Annotated in this window: 16 protein-coding genes; 13 read left to right on the forward strand and 3 right to left on the reverse strand. The window is 70.9% G+C overall.

Annotated features, from left to right (window positions below):
- Positions 1-71 precede the first annotated feature (71 nt).
- The 9 genes from eccCa (at position 72) to G6N60_RS06065 (ending at position 10471) form a co-directional block, all read left to right on the forward strand.
- A complete protein-coding gene (gene eccCa / locus G6N60_RS06025) occupies positions 72-3569 on the forward strand; it encodes a type VII secretion protein EccCa (RefSeq protein ID WP_163733902.1) in 3498 nt (1165 codons plus the stop codon).
- Positions 3551-4666 (forward strand): type VII secretion-associated protein, encoded by a 1116-nt coding sequence (locus G6N60_RS06030; RefSeq protein ID WP_163733905.1) that lies wholly within the window; start codon positions 3551-3553, stop codon positions 4664-4666. The genes eccCa and G6N60_RS06030 overlap by 19 nt, the downstream gene beginning before the upstream one ends.
- 75 nt (positions 4667-4741) lie before the next feature.
- Positions 4742-5053 carry a WXG100 family type VII secretion target gene (locus tag G6N60_RS06035; protein WP_163733908.1) on the forward strand — a complete coding sequence of 104 codons (312 nt, stop codon included), beginning with the start codon at positions 4742-4744 and terminating at the stop codon, positions 5051-5053.
- Positions 5054-5086: 33 nt separating this feature from the next.
- Positions 5087-5383, forward strand: a complete 297-nt coding sequence (locus tag G6N60_RS06040) for a WXG100 family type VII secretion target (RefSeq protein WP_163733911.1) — start codon at positions 5087-5089, stop codon at positions 5381-5383.
- A 313-nt stretch (positions 5384-5696) separates the two neighbouring features.
- Positions 5697-6140, forward strand: a complete 444-nt coding sequence (gene rplM, locus G6N60_RS06045) for a 50S ribosomal protein L13 (protein WP_163733914.1) — start codon at positions 5697-5699, stop codon at positions 6138-6140.
- An 80-nt stretch (positions 6141-6220) separates the two neighbouring features.
- Positions 6221-6661, forward strand: a complete 441-nt coding sequence (gene rpsI, locus G6N60_RS06050; protein ID WP_246241157.1) for a 30S ribosomal protein S9 — start codon at positions 6221-6223, stop codon at positions 6659-6661.
- Between the two features lie 76 nt (positions 6662-6737).
- Positions 6738-8072, forward strand: coding sequence for a phosphoglucosamine mutase (gene glmM / locus G6N60_RS06055; protein WP_163743537.1), 1335 nt, complete (start codon positions 6738-6740; stop codon positions 8070-8072).
- A gap of 99 nt (positions 8073-8171) precedes the next feature.
- Complete coding sequence (gene glpK, locus G6N60_RS06060; RefSeq protein WP_163733917.1) at positions 8172-9689, forward strand: glycerol kinase GlpK; 1518 nt, start codon at positions 8172-8174, stop codon at positions 9687-9689.
- Positions 9690-9718: 29 nt separating this feature from the next.
- Entirely contained in the window at positions 9719-10471 is a 753-nt protein-coding gene (locus G6N60_RS06065; RefSeq protein ID WP_163733920.1) for a 5'-methylthioadenosine/adenosylhomocysteine nucleosidase, read from the forward strand.
- A gap of 19 nt (positions 10472-10490) precedes the next feature.
- On the opposite strand, the gene G6N60_RS06070 is transcribed toward G6N60_RS06065, so the two are convergent.
- A complete protein-coding gene (locus tag G6N60_RS06070; RefSeq protein WP_163733924.1) occupies positions 10491-10895 on the reverse strand; it encodes a GlcG/HbpS family heme-binding protein in 405 nt (134 codons plus the stop codon).
- A gap of 265 nt (positions 10896-11160) precedes the next feature.
- On the opposite strand from G6N60_RS06070, the gene G6N60_RS06075 reads away from it, so the two are divergent.
- The gene (locus G6N60_RS06075; protein ID WP_163733926.1) at positions 11161-11871 is read left to right on the forward strand and encodes an MIP/aquaporin family protein; all 711 of its coding nucleotides are present in this window, start codon (positions 11161-11163) and stop codon (positions 11869-11871) included.
- On the opposite strand, the gene G6N60_RS28850 is transcribed toward G6N60_RS06075, so the two are convergent.
- Together G6N60_RS28850 and G6N60_RS06085 are read right to left on the reverse strand one after the other, a co-directional pair.
- The gene (locus G6N60_RS28850) at positions 11868-12593 is read right to left on the reverse strand and encodes a response regulator transcription factor (RefSeq protein WP_163733929.1); all 726 of its coding nucleotides are present in this window, start codon (positions 12591-12593) and stop codon (positions 11868-11870) included. The genes G6N60_RS06075 and G6N60_RS28850 overlap by 4 nt on opposite strands.
- Positions 12594-12662: 69 nt before the next feature.
- Positions 12663-13385, reverse strand: coding sequence for a (2Fe-2S)-binding protein (locus tag G6N60_RS06085; protein WP_163733931.1), 723 nt, complete (start codon positions 13383-13385; stop codon positions 12663-12665).
- A 139-nt stretch (positions 13386-13524) separates the two neighbouring features.
- Here G6N60_RS06085 and G6N60_RS06090 point away from each other — a divergent pair, with 139 nt between their 5' ends.
- The 3 genes from G6N60_RS06090 to G6N60_RS06100 are packed head-to-tail and all read left to right on the forward strand — an operon-like array spanning position 13525 to position 16279.
- Positions 13525-13965 (forward strand): diol dehydratase small subunit, encoded by a 441-nt coding sequence (locus G6N60_RS06090; RefSeq protein WP_163733934.1) that lies wholly within the window; start codon positions 13525-13527, stop codon positions 13963-13965.
- The gene (locus G6N60_RS06095; protein ID WP_163733936.1) at positions 13962-15686 is read left to right on the forward strand and encodes a propanediol/glycerol family dehydratase large subunit; all 1725 of its coding nucleotides are present in this window, start codon (positions 13962-13964) and stop codon (positions 15684-15686) included. Before G6N60_RS06090 ends, G6N60_RS06095 begins: the two co-directional genes overlap by 4 nt.
- Before the next feature lie 2 nt (positions 15687-15688).
- Positions 15689-16279 (forward strand): propanediol/glycerol family dehydratase medium subunit, encoded by a 591-nt coding sequence (locus G6N60_RS06100; RefSeq protein ID WP_281355642.1) that lies wholly within the window; start codon positions 15689-15691, stop codon positions 16277-16279.
- The last annotated feature ends 4 nt before the right edge of the window (positions 16280-16283 follow it).

A 16283-nucleotide genomic window follows, 5' to 3' on the forward strand; every position in this document is an offset into this window, starting at 1 on the left:
CACGGCGGTCGGGCTCTCGACGCCAAATGTGGATGGAACCATTCGCGTCCCCGGGGCGTCTGATCCCTCCGATGAACACGTCAGCGCAGAACCCGCCCGACGAGGTCGTGGTGCAACGGCCGCCGGAGGTCCCCAAGGACCCGCCGACCAGCCTGCTGGCCCGGCTGCTCCCCGTCGGGATGCTGCTGGCCGTCGCAGGGACCGCGGTGCTCTACGCCAGAACCGGGGCGGCGTCCGCGCGCAGCCCCACCCTGATGATGCTGCCGATCATGATGGTGGTGTCGGTGCTGGCCTCGACGATCTACCAGTCCAGGGGAGCGCGCCGGTCCGGCGAGCTCGACGAGGGCCGTCGCGGGTATCTGCGCTACCTCGCCGAGCTGGATCTCGTACTCGCGAGAATGGCTCTGGCGCAACGGGAGTCGACGCAACGGAGCCACCCGAACCCCGAGGCACTGTGGATCCTGGCCGGCGGTGAGCGCAGGTGGGAACGTCGGCTCGGGTCCGAGGACGTCGGGCAGGTCAGGATCGGGGTGGGCCCGCGGCCGCTGGGCGCCGCGGTCGTCGCGCCCGACCTCGGGCCGGTCGAGGAGCAGGACCCCGTCACCGCGGGCGCTCTCGTGGCACTGCTGGCGGCGCGTGCCACGGTGCCAGGGGCGCCGATCACCGTCGACCTGTTCGCGCACGGGCGCATCGCGGTGGAGGGCAGCCCCGACGCGGCGCGCGATCTGGCGCGCGCGATGGTGTGCCAGCTCGCCGTACTGCACGGCCCCGAGGTCGTCGAGATCACCGCGACCGGAGCCGCCGCCGACTGGGGCTGGCTCAAATGGCTACCGCACCACCGTTTCCGGACCGCACCCCGGCGCGCGGCGCGGCGCCTGTTGATCCATGACGGAAACGACCCGCCTCCCGCGACGGACGGCACGACGGTGCTGACGATCGGTCGGTGGCCCGCGGCCGACGAGCTGCGCCTCGTCGTCGGTGCGCTCGAGCACCCCGACGGGCTGACCGAGGCGCAGGCGGCGATGTGTGCCCGACGCCTGGCGCCGCACGCCTCGACCGCGGTGACCCCGGCCGCCACGGGGTGGCCCGCGCTCGTCGGGATCGGCGATCCCACCCGCCTCGACGTCGACCGGGTGTGGCGGCCCGGGGCCGACCGCGCCCGGCTGCGCGTCGCAATCGGCGTCACCGAGGAGGGTGACCGCGTCGACCTGGATCTCCGGGAGGCGGCCAGGGGCGGAGTGGGACCGCACGGGCTGTGCGTCGGCGCCACGGGATCGGGCAAGTCGGAGTTCCTCAGGACGCTGGCACTCGGGCTGGTCACGACGCACGCACCCGACGAGCTGAACCTCGTCCTCGTCGACTTCAAGGGTGGCGCAACGTTTCTCGGCTTCGAGCGGCTGCGGCACGTAGCGGCGGTGGTGACCAACCTCGGCGAGGAGGCCCACCTCGTCGCACGGATGAGCGACGCGCTGGCCGGCGAGATGACCCGTCGTCAACGGCTGCTGCGCGCCGCGGGATCGGTTCCCGACGTCGACGCCTACGCCGCGGCACGGGCCCGCGGCGCCGAGCTCGAGCCGCTGCCCACGCTGCTCGTCATCGTCGACGAGTTCTCCGAACTGCTCAGCCAGCACCCCGAGTTCGCCGAGCTGTTCGTGGCGCTCGGCCGGGTCGGACGCTCGCTGGGCATGCACCTGCTGCTGGCCAGCCAGCGCCTCGACGAAGGTCGGCTGCGCGGTCTGGAGACCCATCTGTCCTATCGCATCTGTCTGAAGACGTTCTCTGCGTTGGACTCTCGGGCCGTCCTGGGCACCGCCGACGCCTACGACCTACCCGCCACGCCGGGTGCCGCACTCCTGAAGACACCCTCCGGTGAGCTGACCCGGTTCAGGACCGCATTCGTGTCGGGACCGGTCGAGGCCACGTCGGCGGTGAGCGAGGCACCGGCGCTCTTCACGGCCGGCGACGAGCCGCCGCCCGCCGCACCCGACGCCGGGCGCGCCCTAGTCGACGTCGTGATCGACGGCCTCGCCGGCCGCGGCGATCCGGCCCACCGGGTGTGGGTGCCGCCGCTGGGGGCATCGCCGACGCTGGGGGCGCTGCTGGCGGGCGTGCCGGAACCGACGCGCCTGGTGCTGCCCATCGGGTTGGTGGACAACGCCTTCGGGCAGCGGCGCGACCCGCTCGTCGTGGACCTGCGCGACGCGGGCGGCAACGTCGCGGTGGTCGGAGGTCCGCGATCGGGGAAGTCGACGGCCGCGCACACGCTGGTGCTGGCGCTGGCCGCGACCCACGATCCCGCCGCGCTGCACGTCTACGCGCTCGACTTCGGTGGTGGCCCAGGGCTGGCCGGGCTGCCCCACGTGGGCGCGGTGGCAGGCCGGACCGACCGCGAGCTGGCCCGGCGCATCGTCGCGCACGTGCAGGGCCTGGTCCGGCGTCGCGCCGCCCAGCGGGACGCCGACCGCGCCGAGACGTTCCTCGTCGTCGACGGGTGGGCCGTGGTGCGGCAGGAGTTCGACGGCATGGAGGAGGCGATCACCGCGATCGCCGCCCAGGGCCTGTCCTTCGGCGTGCACGTCGTCGTCACCGCGGCGCGGTGGGCCGACCTGCGTCCCGCGCTGAAGGACCAGCTCGGCACCCGCATCGAGCTCTGCCTCGGTGACCCCGCCGACTCGGAGATGGACAGAAAGCGGGCCCGGCTGCTCGGCGCGCGGCCGGCCGGGCACGGCATCACGCGCAGCGGGCTCGAGTGCGTCATCGCCCTGCCGCGCATCGACGGAGCGGCCGACCCGCCGGTCCGCTACCGCGGCCGGACCGCGCCGCCCGTCCGGCTGCTGCCGTCCCTCGTCGCGTACGACGACGTCGTCGCGCGCTGTCCCGATCGCGTGGCGATCGGCGTCGATGACGAGTCGGCGCCCGTCGTCGTGGACTTCGGCGCGCTGTCGCACCTGCTGATCCTCGGGGACACCGGGTGCGGCAAGACCGCGACGCTGCGCGTCCTGTGCCGCGAGCTCGCCCGCGTGCACCCACCTGACGCGGCGCGCCTCGTCGTCGTCGACCCCCGCCGGACGTTGCTCGACGTCGTGGCACCCGATCGTCTACTGGGCTACGCGCCGTCGGTCGCGGCGGCGCAGGCGCGGATCGCCGCGGCCGTCGAGGTGCTCGTGGACCGCCTGCCGGGCGACGAGGTGACCGTGACGCAGCTGCGCGAGCGGTCCTGGTGGACGGGACCGGACATCTACGTCGTGGTCGACGACTACGACCTCGTCGCGAGTGCGTCGGGCCATCCGCTCCTGCCCCTGCTCGAGCTGCTTCCGCACGCCGGGGACCTCGGCCTGCATCTCGTCGTGGCCCGCCGCTCCGGGGGCGCGGCGCGCGCGATGTTCGACCCCGTGCTGGCGCGGTTGCGCGAGCTCGGTCAGCTCGGGCTGATGATGAGCGCGCATCCCGAGGAGGGCGTCCTGCTGGGGACGGTGCGGCCGGGGCCGCTGCCCGCGGGCCGGGGCACGCTGACCGGTCGCGGGCAGCCCGATCGACTCATTCAGGTGGCGTGGACGGAACCGCCGTGAGCGCGGTCGTCGTGGGCCCGTCGGTGATCACCGGTCCCGGCGCCGTGGACCCCGAGCTCGCTGCGACCGCGCTGCAGTGCCTCGACGACGAGCTGGCGCTGGTCGACGACCGGCCGGTGCTCGTCGACGAACTCCTGCGCGACGTGCTGGCCGCGGCCGTGGGGTCGGCGCGCGACGTCGTGCTGGTGCACCCGTCGTGGTGGCCCGCCGCCCGCGTCGACCGGATCGCGGCCGCGGCCCCCGGCGGGCCCGGCACGGTGCTCGCGCGGCGGTCGGACGTACTGGCGTCAGGCTCGGCGACGGTGGAGCTCTCCCCCGACCTCATCGCGGTCGTGGCCGCCGGCCGCCGTCACCTGATCGCCCGCGTGCCGCCGGCGACGCGCGTCGTCGAGGCCATCGCGGCGCGCCTCGGCGACGTACCCGACGTGACCGTGGACGCCCCCGCGGGAACGGCCGGGTTCGCGGCCGCGGTCGCGACCCGGCTGCGCGAGCGGGGCGCCGTGGTGACCGTCACCGACGACGCGACGCTGCTCGACGCCGCACGCGCGGCGTCCCGACGCCCGCGACGCATTCGCCCCCGCGCCGCCGCGGTGACGGTCGCCGTCGCCGCCGCGGGAGCGTTGACCGCGGCCGCCGTGGGCCTCGACGACGGGTCGGCCGCCGACGTCGCGTGGGTCGTCGAGGACCGGGTAACGCTCGAGGTCCCCGCGCACTGGGCGGTGGAGCGGATCACCGCGGGGCCGGGGTCGGTCAGGGTGCGGGTGGTGTCACCGCGGGACCGCTCCGCCGTGCTGCACGTCGCGCAGACCCGCGTCCGGACCGGACAGACCCTGGACGCGACGGCCGCGTCGTTGCAGACGGCGTTGGCTGAGGAACCCGACGGCGTGTTCGTCGACTTCGTCGCGCACGGCACGCGGGCGGGGCGCGAGGCCATCACGTACCGCGAGCTCCGCGCGGGCGGTGCGGTCGACTGGACGGTGGTGCTCGACGGTGGCGTCCGGATCGCGGTCGGCTGCCAGGGGGCCGGCGTGGGGCCGGCGTGTGACCGGGCCGTCGCGTCGGCTCGCGCGGTGATGCCAAAGGTCACGCCAAAGTGACTCGCGCGCAAGGGAACCGAATCGTCGGCCGACGCGTCGAACCTGGCGGTGGGGATCACGACGAGAGGAGAAGTGATGACGGGTGGGGCGTTGAACGCCGACTTCGCGTTGATGACGGCCGTCGCAGCCAGGGTCGACGACCGCAACGAGGAGACCAGGGCCATGCTGCAGACCTTCATCGGCCAGATGACGAGTGTGCCGTCGTCGGTGTGGGGCGGTGCGGCCGCGGTCCGGTTCCGCGAGGTGGTCGACCGGTGGAACACCGAATCGACGGCGCTGCACCAGTCCCTGGGTCGGATCGCCGAGACCATCCGCGGCAACGAGCAGACGCTGCGCGAGGCGGCCGAATTGCATTCCCACCGCATCGCCGCGGTGGACGTCCGTTAGGTCGGGGTGCTGAGAGCGAATGGAGCGACATCGATGGATCCGGTTCTGTCCTATGACTTCGACGAGATCGAGTACGGCGTGCGTCAGGAGATCCACCGCACGTCGGCCCGCTTCAATGCGGCGCTGGACGAGCTGCGGGCGGACATAGCGCCGCTGCAGGCCGTCTGGACGCGCGAGGCGGCGGAGGCCTACCGCGTCGAGCAAGCACGCTGGGACCGCTCGGCGGCGGCCCTCAACGACATCCTGATCGCCCTGGGCAACGCCGTGCGCGACGGTGCGCAGGAGGTGGCCGACACCGATCGGCGGGCGGCGGCGGCCTGGGGCCGGTAGCCGCCGGCCGACCACGACCCTGTGCGGTCCCGAACGGGAGGAGAGCCCGGGAGGGACCGCACAGTCGTGGCACGATGTCTGACCTGGGCAGACCCGACAAATCGCCGGACCGGGCCCCTCGCCCGCCCAGACCCGGGTGCGGCGTTTTGACCTGCGACGACGGTCGCCGGTAGGCTGCCCGGTTGGCGCGCGGTGAGTCGTCTCGACTCCGCGGGTGCTCGGGTCTACGTCGGTCGCCGGGCATTCCCACCGCATGCGTCCGACCGACACCCCGGCCCGTCCGGGCAACCCGAGAGAGAAGAAGGTACGCGCTGTGCCCACGTACACGCCGAAGGCGGGTGACACCACGCGCACGTGGTATGTCGTCGACGCCACCGACGTGGTCCTCGGCCGGCTCGCCGTCGCAGTGGCAACACTGTTGCGCGGCAAGCACAAGCCGACGTTCACGCCCAATGTCGACGGTGGCGACTTCGTCATCGTCATCAACGCCGACAAGGTCGCCATTGGCGCCGACAAGTTGGCCAACAAGTACGCCTACCGCCACTCGGGCTACCCCGGCGGTCTGCGTCGGCGCACCATCGGCGAGATGATGGCGCGCAACCCCGAGAAGGTCGTCGAGAACGCGATCGTCGGCATGCTTCCGCACAACAAGCTGAGCCGTCAGGTGCAGAAGAAGCTGAAGATCTACGCCGGGTCCGAGCATCCGCACGCGGCCCAGCAGCCCGTTCCGTTCGAGATCAAGCAGGTGGCCCAGTGACCGAGACGACTGACGTGAACGAGACCCCCGACATCGACGACGCCGAGATCGCCGCGCCCGAGGGCGCCGAGACCGTCGACGTGGTCGAGACCGCGCAGGGCGACGACGCCCCCGCGCGCGAGCCGCTGCTGCTCGACCGCCCCGTCCAGACCGTCGGCCGCCGCAAGGAGGCCGTGGTGCGCGTGCGTCTGACGCCCGGCACCGGCAAGTTCATGCTGGACGGCCGCAGCCTGGAGGAGTACTTCCCGAACAAGGTGCACCAGCAGCTCATCAAGGCGCCGCTGGTGCTCGTCGACCGGCTCGACAGCGTCGACATCTTCGCCCACCTCGATGGTGGCGGCCCCTCCGGACAGGCCGGTGCGCTGCGTCTGGCAATCGCCAGGGCGCTCATCATCGTGCAGCCCGAGGATCGCCCGCCGCTGAAGAAGGCCGGCTACCTCACCCGTGACCCGCGGGCCATCGAGCGCAAGAAGTACGGACTCAAGAAGGCCCGCAAGGCGCCTCAGTACAGCAAGCGCTGATCCTCAGTACCGTTCGACTGCGAGCGTGCGCGTCAGTTCCTTGGCGCGCACGCTCGCGGCGTATCTAGGAGGGGCATTGGGTCGACTCTTCGGCACCGACGGCGTGCGCGGTGTCGCCAACACCGATCTGACCGCCGAATTGGCGTTGGCGCTGGGATCGGCGGCGGCGCGCCGGCTCGGCACCACCGGCGGGCAGCGCAGGGTGGCCGTCGTCGGACGCGATCCCCGCGCCAGCGGCGAGATGCTGGAGGCGGCCGTGATCGCGGGCATCACCAGCGAGGGCGTCGACGTGCTGCGGGTCGGCGTGCTGCCGACCCCTGCGGTCGCCCATCTCACCGGCGTGTACGGCGCGGAGTTCGGCGTGATGATCTCGGCGTCGCACAACCCGATGCCCGACAACGGCATCAAGATCTTCGGCCCCGGTGGGCACAAGCTCGACGACGACGCCGAGGACCGCATCACCGAATTGCTCGGCGCCGGCCCGGGTCGTCGTCCCGTCGGCGCGGGCATCGGCCGGGTCGTCGATCCCGACGACGCCCTCGACCGCTACCTGCGGCACGTGGGCACCGCGGCGAACGCCTCCCTCGAGGGCCTGACGGTCGTGGTCGACTGTGCGCACGGCGCCGCGTCGCTGGCGGCGCCGCTCGCGTACCGCGCGGCAGGCGCCACCGTCGTCGCGATCAACGCAGAACCCAACGGGCTCAACATCAATGACGGCTGCGGCTCGACCCACATGGACGTGCTGCGCGACGCGGTGCCGGCGCACGGCGCGCAGCTCGGCCTCGCCCACGACGGGGACGCCGACCGCTGCCTGGCCGTCGACGCCGACGGCAACGTCGTCGACGGCGACGCGATCATGGTCATCCTCGCGATGGCGCTGCGCGACGCCGACGAGTTGGCCTCGAACACGTTGGTCGCCACGGTCATGAGCAATCTCGGTCTGCACATCGCGATGCGCGAGGAGGGCATCGAGGTGCGGACCACCGCGGTCGGTGACCGCTACGTGTTGGAGGAGTTGCGAGCCGGGGACTACTCGCTCGGCGGCGAGCAATCCGGTCACATCGTGATGCCGTCGCTCGGGACCACCGGCGACGGGATCGCCACCGGACTGCGGTTGATGTCGCGGATGGCGCAGACCGGGTCGAGTCTGGCCGCGCTGGCCGCGCCGATGCACACGCTGCCGCAGGTCCTGATCAACGTCGAGGTCGCGGACAAGGCAACCGTCGCCGAGGCGCCGTCGGTGCAGACCGCGGTCGCGCAGGCCGCCGCCGAACTCGGCGACACCGGCCGAATCCTGTTGCGGCCCTCGGGAACCGAGCAGGTGGTCCGGGTGATGGTCGAGGCCGCCGACGTCGACACCGCACGCCTGGTGGCCGCCAGGGTCGCCGACTCGGTCAGCGAGCAGCGCTGAGCGGTCGCGGGATCGGCCAATGCAACCTCACTGCAACGTTGGACCACCTAGCGTGTGTGACGACAGGCACACCGGTAGCGGGTAAGCGAAGGAGCACCGTTGACTGAGTTCGTCGCTGCGATCGACCAGGGGACCACGAGTACCCGGGCCATGATCTTCGACCACGACGGCGCGGAGGTGGGCCGCCACCAGCTCGAGCACGACCAGATCCTGCCGCAGGCGGGCTGGGTCGAGCACAACCCGGTCGAGATCTGGGAGCGCACGGCGTCGGTGCTGACGTCGGTGTTGAACAAGACCAAGCTGCAGCCGACGGACCTCGCTGCACTCGGCATCACCAATCAGCGTGAGACGGCACTGGTCTGGGACCGCAAGACGGGCAGGCCCTACTACAACGCGATCGTCTGGCAGGACACCCGCACCGACCGCATCGCCTCGGCGCTGGACCGCGACGGCCGCGGTGACGTCATCCGTCGCAAGGCCGGTCTGCCGCCCGCCACGTACTTCTCCGCGGGCAAGGTGCAGTGGATCCTCGAGAACGTCGACGGCGTACGCGAGGCCGCCGAGCGCGGCGATGCGATCTTCGGGACCAGCGACAGCTGGGTGGTCTGGAATCTGACCGGCGGTCCCCGCGGCGGCGTGCACGTCACCGACGTCACCAATGCGAGCCGCACGATGCTGATGGACCTGGAGACACTGGACTGGGACGACGAACTGTTGTCGTTCTTCGACATTCCGCGTTCGATGCTGCCGCGCATCGTGCCCTCGTCCTCACCCGAGCCCTACGGCACGACCCTCGACACCGGCCCGGTCGGGGGCGAGGTGCCCGTGACCGGCATCCTCGGCGACCAGCAGGCCGCCATGGTGGGCCAGGTGTGCCTGGCGCCGGGGGAGGCGAAGAACACCTACGGCACCGGCAACTTCCTGCTGCTGAACACCGGGGAGAAGATCGTCCGTTCCGAGAACGGGTTGCTCACCACCGTCTGCTACCAGTTCGGGGACGCGAAACCCGTGTACGCCCTTGAAGGTTCGATCGCCGTCACCGGATCGGCGGTGCAGTGGCTGCGCGATCAGCTGGGCATCATCAGCGGCGCCGCGCAGAGCGAGTCGCTGGCCCGCCAGGTCGACGACAACGGCGGGGTGTACTTCGTGCCGGCGTTCTCCGGGTTGTTCGCGCCGTACTGGCGTTCCGATGCCCGGGGCGCGATCGTCGGCCTGTCGCGCTTCAACACCAACGCCCACGTGGCCCGCGCGACGCTGGAGGCGATCTGCTACCAGAGCCGCGACGTCGTCGATGCGATGGAGGCGGATTCCGGTGTGCACCTGGAGGTCTTGAAGGTCGACGGCGGCATCACGGCCAACGATCTGTGCATGCAGATCCAGTCCGACGTGCTCGGCGTCGACGTGAGCAAACCCGTCGTGGCGGAGACCACCGCGCTCGGCGCCGCCTATGCGGCGGGTCTGGCCGTGGGGTTCTGGGACGACCCCGACGACCTGCGCGCCAACTGGCAGGAGGACACGCGGTGGACGCCGTCCTGGGACGACGACCAGCGCGCCGCGGGCTATGCGGGATGGCAGAAGGCCGTGCAGCGGACGCTGGATTGGGTCGACGTCTCCTGACGTCGACTGTGAGACACAGTGATTGAGTCATGACCGTCGGGCTGCTGTGTGCTCTGCCCGAGGAGCTGACGCATCTCGGGGTGGCACTGGCCGACGCCCGTGCGACCGAACTCGCGCACGTGCGCTTCGACGAAGGCACCCTGGACGGGCACCCGGTAGTGCTGGCCGGCGCCGGGATGGGCAAGGTCAACGCCGCCGTCGTGACGACGCTGCTCATCGAGCGCTTCGGCTGCCGCGCGGTCGTCCTGTCGGGTGTCGCGGGTGGCCTCGACCCGACCCTGCACGTCGGCGACGTCGTGGTGGCCAACCGGGTGATCCAGCACGACGCGGGGCTGGTCGAGGACGACACCCTGCGCCGGTATCAGGCCGGCCACGTCCCCTTCATCAATCCCACTGAGGCACTCGGCCATTCGATGGATCCGGAGCTGCTGGCCACCATCCGGGCGCGCCTCGACGGGATGGTGCTGCCTGCGCTGCCCGCGGCTGCGGGCGGTGCAGACCGGCCGCCGCGGATCGCCTACGGCACGGTGCTCACCGGTGACCAGTACGTGCACTGTGAGACCACGCGCCAGCGGTTGGTCCGCGAACTGAACGGGCTCGCGGTGGAGATGGAGGGCGGCGCCGTCGCTCAGGTGTGCGAGACGTTCGGCATCCCCTGGGTCGTCGTGCGCGCCCTGTCGGATCTGGCCGGCCACGACTCGTCGCTCGACTTCACCGCGTTCGCACACGGCGTGGCCGCGATCTCGGCGCGGCTGGTCCGGGCGCTCGTCCCCGTGTTGTAACCCAAATGCGCGCAGCGCGTTAGGAATTCAGCGCCGCAAGGCCTGCCTCGGCGACCGACACGTCCTGGTCGACGCTGCCCGCACTGACCCCGATCGCCCCCACCACGACACCGTCGACGGTCAGTGGGATGCCGCCGCCGAAGATGACCATGCCGCCGGAGGTCTGCTCGAGGCCGTACAGCTCGGCGCCCGGTTGCACCAGCGGCATGAGCGCACTCGTCGGCGCGTTCATCAGAATGGACGTCCGCGCCTTGCGGATCGAGATGTCGATGCTGGCCTTGATCGCACCGTCCATGCGCACGAACGCCACCAGGTGACCGCCGTCGTCGACCACGGCGATGTTCATCGGCTGGCCGATCTCGCGCGCCTTCGCCGTGGCGGCGTCGACCACGGAGGTGGCGGTGGACAGGGTGATGGCAGTCATGGCTGGGCCTCTCAAACTATCGGCGGTGCAAGGTCTTTGGCCGGCGGCGGATTTCCGCTGAGCCGCCGGGTTTCAGGTTACGTTGCGGTGCCGCGCCATACCCCGGTAGCGCGAAGACTATCCAAAAGCTGACCGCGCGATCAGGTAATGAGCGGGGTCAGCCGAAACCACCCCTCGACGGCCCCACCGGCGACGACACTCGTCGGGCAGGCTCGGTGAATTCTGGCCCGGCCGCGTCCACGAGGCTCGCGAGAGGGTGTGGTCAGTGTCGAACATCGACATCTTCATCTGGGAATTCCTGGGCACGACGGTGCTCTGTCTCCTCGGCAACGGCTCGGTGGCGGCGGTCGTACTGAAGAACTCCTACTCCCATGGCGGAGGTGGGGACTGGCTGATCATCGTGTTGGGCTGGGGTTTTGGCGTGTTCGCCGGCGCGAGCGTGGCCGGACCGTCGGGGGCGCACATCAATCCGGCCGTGACGCTGGCCGTCGCCATCTCCGGTGGCATCCCGTGGTCGTCGGTCCCCGTGTACTGGGCTGCGCAGATGCTTGGGGGCATCGTCGGCGCCTCGCTGTGCTGGGCGGCGTTCAAGTTGCAATTCGATGCCATGGACGACAATTCGGGCACCCGCGGCATCTTCTGCACGTCACCGTCGGTGCGCAGGTTCCGCTGGAACATCGTCACCGAGATCATCGCCACCTTCGTGCTGGTGCTGTGGATCCTGACCGACCCGAAGTCCAACCAGTCGCTGGGCTATGCGGCGGTGTCGTTCGTCGTGATCACCATCGGGTTCGGGCTGGGTGGGCCCACGGGGTACGCGATCAATCCCGCCCGGGATCTCGGACCGCGCATCGCCTACTGGTTCCTGCCGATCCCGGGCAAGGCCGGTCCGGACTGGCGGTACTCGTGGGTGCCGGTACTCGGCCCGCTGCTCGGCGCTGCCGCGGCGGCGGGCCTGTCGCTGGTGCTGCCCTAGATGCGGCCGCGCAGCGCCGCGGACACCAGCGCCGCGCGCTTGTGCACGCCGAACTTGTCCATGATGTTGTGCAGGTGGAACTTGACGGTGGCCTCGGAGATGAACAGGTCGGTGGCGATGGCCCGATTGTCCAGGCCCTCGGTCAGCAGCGCGAGCACCTCCTTCTCCCGCCGCGTGAGGATGCCCGCGTAGTCGGCTTCGACCGCGCGTTCGCGCGAACGCAGTTCTGCGATCAGGGTGTTGGCGCTGTGGGCGTCCAGCGCGGTCTGACCGTCGAGGACCCTGGCGACGGCGCTCAGGAGCTCCGCCGACGACGACCGGCGGTCGACGATGGCGTCGGCGCCCGCGTGGATCAGGTCCAGTGTGCCCGCGGGGGACTCCTCGCCGTCGATGACGACGACGATCCGGGGGACCGGATCGAGCCCGGCGACCAGGTCGGCCAGGGCCGCACCGCGGTGCACGTCGACGACCAGGAGGTCGGGGCGCAGCGCCCGCAGCCGGTCGCCGAGGTCGGCGGTGTGGCGAAGATCGCCGAGCAGTCGCACGCCGTCGGCCTGTGCCAGCACGTGCACCAGCCCGTGCAGGAGCAGTTCGTCGTTCATCACGAACACCGTGCGGGCGCGCGGCAGGACGCCGAGAGTCGTTGCAGCAGAAGTAGTTTCGCGAGATGGAACGGCGTCCGGCTCGCGCTCGGACGCGTAGTGCGGTCGTGACCAACCCATGTTCGACTCCGTCCTGCCGGTCAGCGGGCGAATGCTAACGCCCGATGCGTTGCAGCGACGTTGCAAAACTCAGCGCGTGGCGAGCACGCAGTCCTGACACAGCCCGCCCCCGGGGGCGCGGTAGAACAGGCAGCAGCTCCGACGCACGAAGCGGCCGTCGGTGACGTGCGCGGTGCCCCGCAGCGGATCGGTTCTCAGCAGGTCCGCCACCAGGGCCCGGCCCGCGTGTTCGAGGTCGGGGCGCGTCATCGCGAGCACCGTCACCGCGCCGTTGGCCGCGGAGCTGGCGTTGCCCCAGCTGATTCGGGGTGACAGTCCCACCGCGGCGGCCAGCGTGTCGGTGAGCGGGCCCACCAGGCAGGCGAGCACCGAGGTGGCGATGGCGTCGGCCGCGCGCTCGGCCGCCGGCGCCCAGTGCGGACCGGCGAGCCCGAACCGCGGTGCGTGCCCGTCGCTGCCCAGCCAGCGGACCGACGTCTCGGTCAGCAGGGGCACGCGGGCGCCGAGCGTCGCGGCCCCGAGCACCGGCGACAGCAGCCTGGCCACGACACCCATCTGGAACGACGACGCCGCCATCCGCCGCGGGACGAGGCCGGTCTCGCACGCCATCGATGCGGCGATCGCGCCCCGCGTGCGGTCGACGAAGTCCCGCACCACCGCCTCGTCGGCCAGCAGTGCCGCCACGTCCTGGCCCGCCCCGGCCGCCACCGTGGGCAGGGCGAAGTACGGGCCCAACGCCGCAGTTCGCGTGAGCAGCGCGGCGCCGTCGAACGGCAGTGGGGTCTCGGTCATGGTGGCGCCCACGCTAGCGGTCCGATTCGCTGCAACGTCGTTGCAACGTGACGTCAGCCACAATGAGCGCGACGGGACCGACAGGTCACGTGTGCGGACGTCGGGTGACCGAGAGCCACCCCTCACCCCTTGGAGCAGCATGACGCAACCGACCCTCGATCCCGCGGTGGACTACCCGCTGAGCGTCCACCGCAGGGATCTGCTCTTCACCCCCACCGGCAAGTCGATCGACGAGATCACCATGGAGGCCGTGGTCTCCGGTGAGGTCCAGGCGACCGATCTGCGCATCACGCCGGACACGCTGCGGTTGCAGGCCCAGGTGGCGGAGAAGGACGGGCGCACGCAGTTGGGGGCCAACCTGCGGCGGGCCGCGGAGATGACCGCGCTCAGCGACGAGCGCGTGCTGCAGATCTACAACGCGCTGCGCCCCAACGCGTCGAGCCGGGCCGAATTGGAGTCGATCGCCGACGAATTGGAGTCGCAGTACGACGCCACGCTGCTCGCGGCACTCGTCCGCGAGGCCGCCGACGTCTACGAGCGCCGCGACATCCTCGCGGAGAACGAACAGGAGCAGTCATGACGGCAGAGGCCATTCAGCGATCCGGCGCGCAGGCGAACGGGGTCCGCCATTCCGCGCGGACGCAGATCCTGGAGGACCGTCCGGTTAACCTCGACGGGTTCGTCGAGGAGTGGCCCGAGGTGGGCATGGTCGCGATGGACAGCGCGTTCGACCCGCAGCCCAGCGTGCGGGTGGAGAACGGCGTCGTCGTGGAGATGGACGGCGTGGCGCGCGCCGACTTCGACTTCATCGACCAGTTCATCGCCGACAAGGCCATCGACGCCGAGACGACCGAACAGTCGATGGCGTTGTCCGCGCAGGACATTGCGCGCATGCTGGTCGACCCGGCCGTGACCCGCAGTGAGGTCATCGCGGTCACCAACGGGCTCACCCCCGCCAAGCTGCTGGCCGTCGCCAAGAACCTCAACATCGTCGAGATCATGATGGGCATGCAGAAGATGCGGGCCCGTCGCACGCCAGCGAATCAGGGCCACTGCACCAGCGCCCGCGACAATCCGCTGCAGGTGGCGTGCGACGCCGCCGAGGCCTCACTGCGCGGATTCTCCGAGGTGGAGACGACGTTGGGCGTCGTGCGGTACGCGCCGCTGGTGGCGCTCGCGCAGCAGATCGGCAGCCAGGTCAACCAGGGCGGCCCGCTCACCCAGTGCGCCCTGGAGGAGGCCACCGAATTGGATCTCGGGATGCGCGGCATCACCGGTTACGCCGAGACGATCTCGGTGTACGGCACCGAGCCGGTCTTCGTCGACGGTGACGACACGCCGTGGTCGAAGGCATTTCTCGCTGCGGCCTACGCCTCGCGCGGCATCAAGATGCGGTTCACCTCGGGCACCGGCTCGGAGGTGCAGATGGGCAATGCGCAGGGAAAGTCCATGCTGTACTTGGAGATTCGCTGCATTCTCGTGGCCAAGGGCGCCGGGGTGCAGGGTCTGCAGAACGGGTCGATCTCCTGCATCGGCGTGCCGGGCGCGGTGCCCGCGGGCATCCGCGCGGTCGCCGCGGAGAACCTCATCGCCTCGGCCGTCGACCTGGAGTGCGCGTCCGGCAACGACCAGTCCTTCTCGCATTCGGCGATGCGCCGCACCGCGCGGTTGATGCCGCAGATGATGCCGGGCACCGACTTCGTCTGCTCGGGCTATTCGACGATGCCCAACTACGACAACATGTTCGCGGGCTCCAACCTCGAGAGCGACGACTACGACGACTTCAACACCATCCAGCGCGACCTGCAGATCGACGGCGGCCTGCGGCACGTGAAGGAGTCCGACATCCTCGCCGTGCGCACCAAGGCGGCCAGGGCGCTGCAGGCGGTGTTCGACTATCTGGACCTGCCGCCGATCACCGATGCCGAGATCGACGCCGCGGTGTACGCCAACGGCAGTCGCGAGTTGATCCCCCGCGACGTCCTGGAGGATCTCAAGGGCGCCCAGCAGGTGATGGACCGCAACGTCACCGGGCTGGATCTGGTCAGGGCGCTGGAGGCGACGGGCTTCTCCGACATGGCCGAGAACGTGTTGGCGGTGCTGCGCCAACGGGTTTCGGGCGATCTCTTGCAGACGGCGGCGATCATGACGCCGTCGCTGGTGCCGCTGTCGGCGGTCAACGACGCGAACGACTACGCGGGCCCGGGCACCGGATACCGTCCATCGGGCGCGCGGTGGGAGGAGATGAAGAAGCTCAGGCACGTGACGAGCGCGTCGAACCCCGAGACCGAGGTGGAGTGATCGTGGCGACGAACGTGCAGGACGAGCAGCGGACGCTGTCGTTTACCGAGGTGGGACCCGCCGGCCGCGGGACGCGTTCCGACGAGGTGGTCATCGCGATCTCGCCGGCGTTCGGCAGCCTCTTCAGCCGGACGATCGTCGACATCCCGCACGCCGAGGTCATCCGTCAGCTGCTGGCGGGCATCGAGGAGCAGGAGGTGAGCGCCCGGATCATCCGCGTGCAGAACAGTGCCGACCTGGCGTTCATGGCCCACACCGCGGCCAAGCTGTCGGGGTCGGGCATCGGCATCGGGATCCTGGCCCGCGGCACGTCGATGATCCATCAGCGCGACCTGCCCCGGCTGTCCAGCCTCGAGCTGTTCCCGCAGTGCCCGCTGCTGACGCTGGAGACCTACCGCAGCATCGGCTCCAACGCCGCGCAGTATGCGAAAGGCGAGTCACCGCAACCGGTTCCGACGCTGAACGATCAGATGGCCCGACCGCGCTGGCAGGCCAAGGCCGCACTGCTGCACCTCAAGGAGACCGAGCTGGTGCGCAAGGGGGCGCGCCCCGTGGAGGTCACCCCCGAGTTCTCCACGGCGGCCATTGGCTAGCGCG

Source organism: Mycolicibacterium madagascariense (assembly GCF_010729665.1).
Classification (GTDB): Bacteria; Actinomycetota; Actinomycetes; order Mycobacteriales; family Mycobacteriaceae; genus Mycobacterium; species Mycobacterium madagascariense.

Bases quoted from the DNA above. Each gene is read 5' to 3' on its own strand.
- eccCa (WP_163733902.1), top strand. From the start codon at position 72: ATGAACACGTCAGCGCAGAACCCGCCCGACGAGGTCGTGGTGCAACGG.
- G6N60_RS06035 (WP_163733908.1), top strand. From the start codon at position 4,742: ATGACGGGTGGGGCGTTGAACGCCGACTTCGCGTTGATGACGGCCGTC.
- G6N60_RS06040 (WP_163733911.1), top strand. From the start codon at position 5,087: ATGGATCCGGTTCTGTCCTATGACTTCGACGAGATCGAGTACGGCGTG.
- G6N60_RS06065 (WP_163733920.1), top strand. From the start codon at position 9,719: ATGACCGTCGGGCTGCTGTGTGCTCTGCCCGAGGAGCTGACGCATCTC.
- G6N60_RS06070 (WP_163733924.1), bottom strand. From the start codon at position 10,895: ATGACTGCCATCACCCTGTCCACCGCCACCTCCGTGGTCGACGCCGCC.
- G6N60_RS28850 (WP_163733929.1), bottom strand. From the start codon at position 12,593: ATGGGTTGGTCACGACCGCACTACGCGTCCGAGCGCGAGCCGGACGCC.
- G6N60_RS06085 (WP_163733931.1), bottom strand. From the start codon at position 13,385: ATGACCGAGACCCCACTGCCGTTCGACGGCGCCGCGCTGCTCACGCGA.
- G6N60_RS06090 (WP_163733934.1), top strand. From the start codon at position 13,525: ATGACGCAACCGACCCTCGATCCCGCGGTGGACTACCCGCTGAGCGTC.
- G6N60_RS06095 (WP_163733936.1), top strand. From the start codon at position 13,962: ATGACGGCAGAGGCCATTCAGCGATCCGGCGCGCAGGCGAACGGGGTC.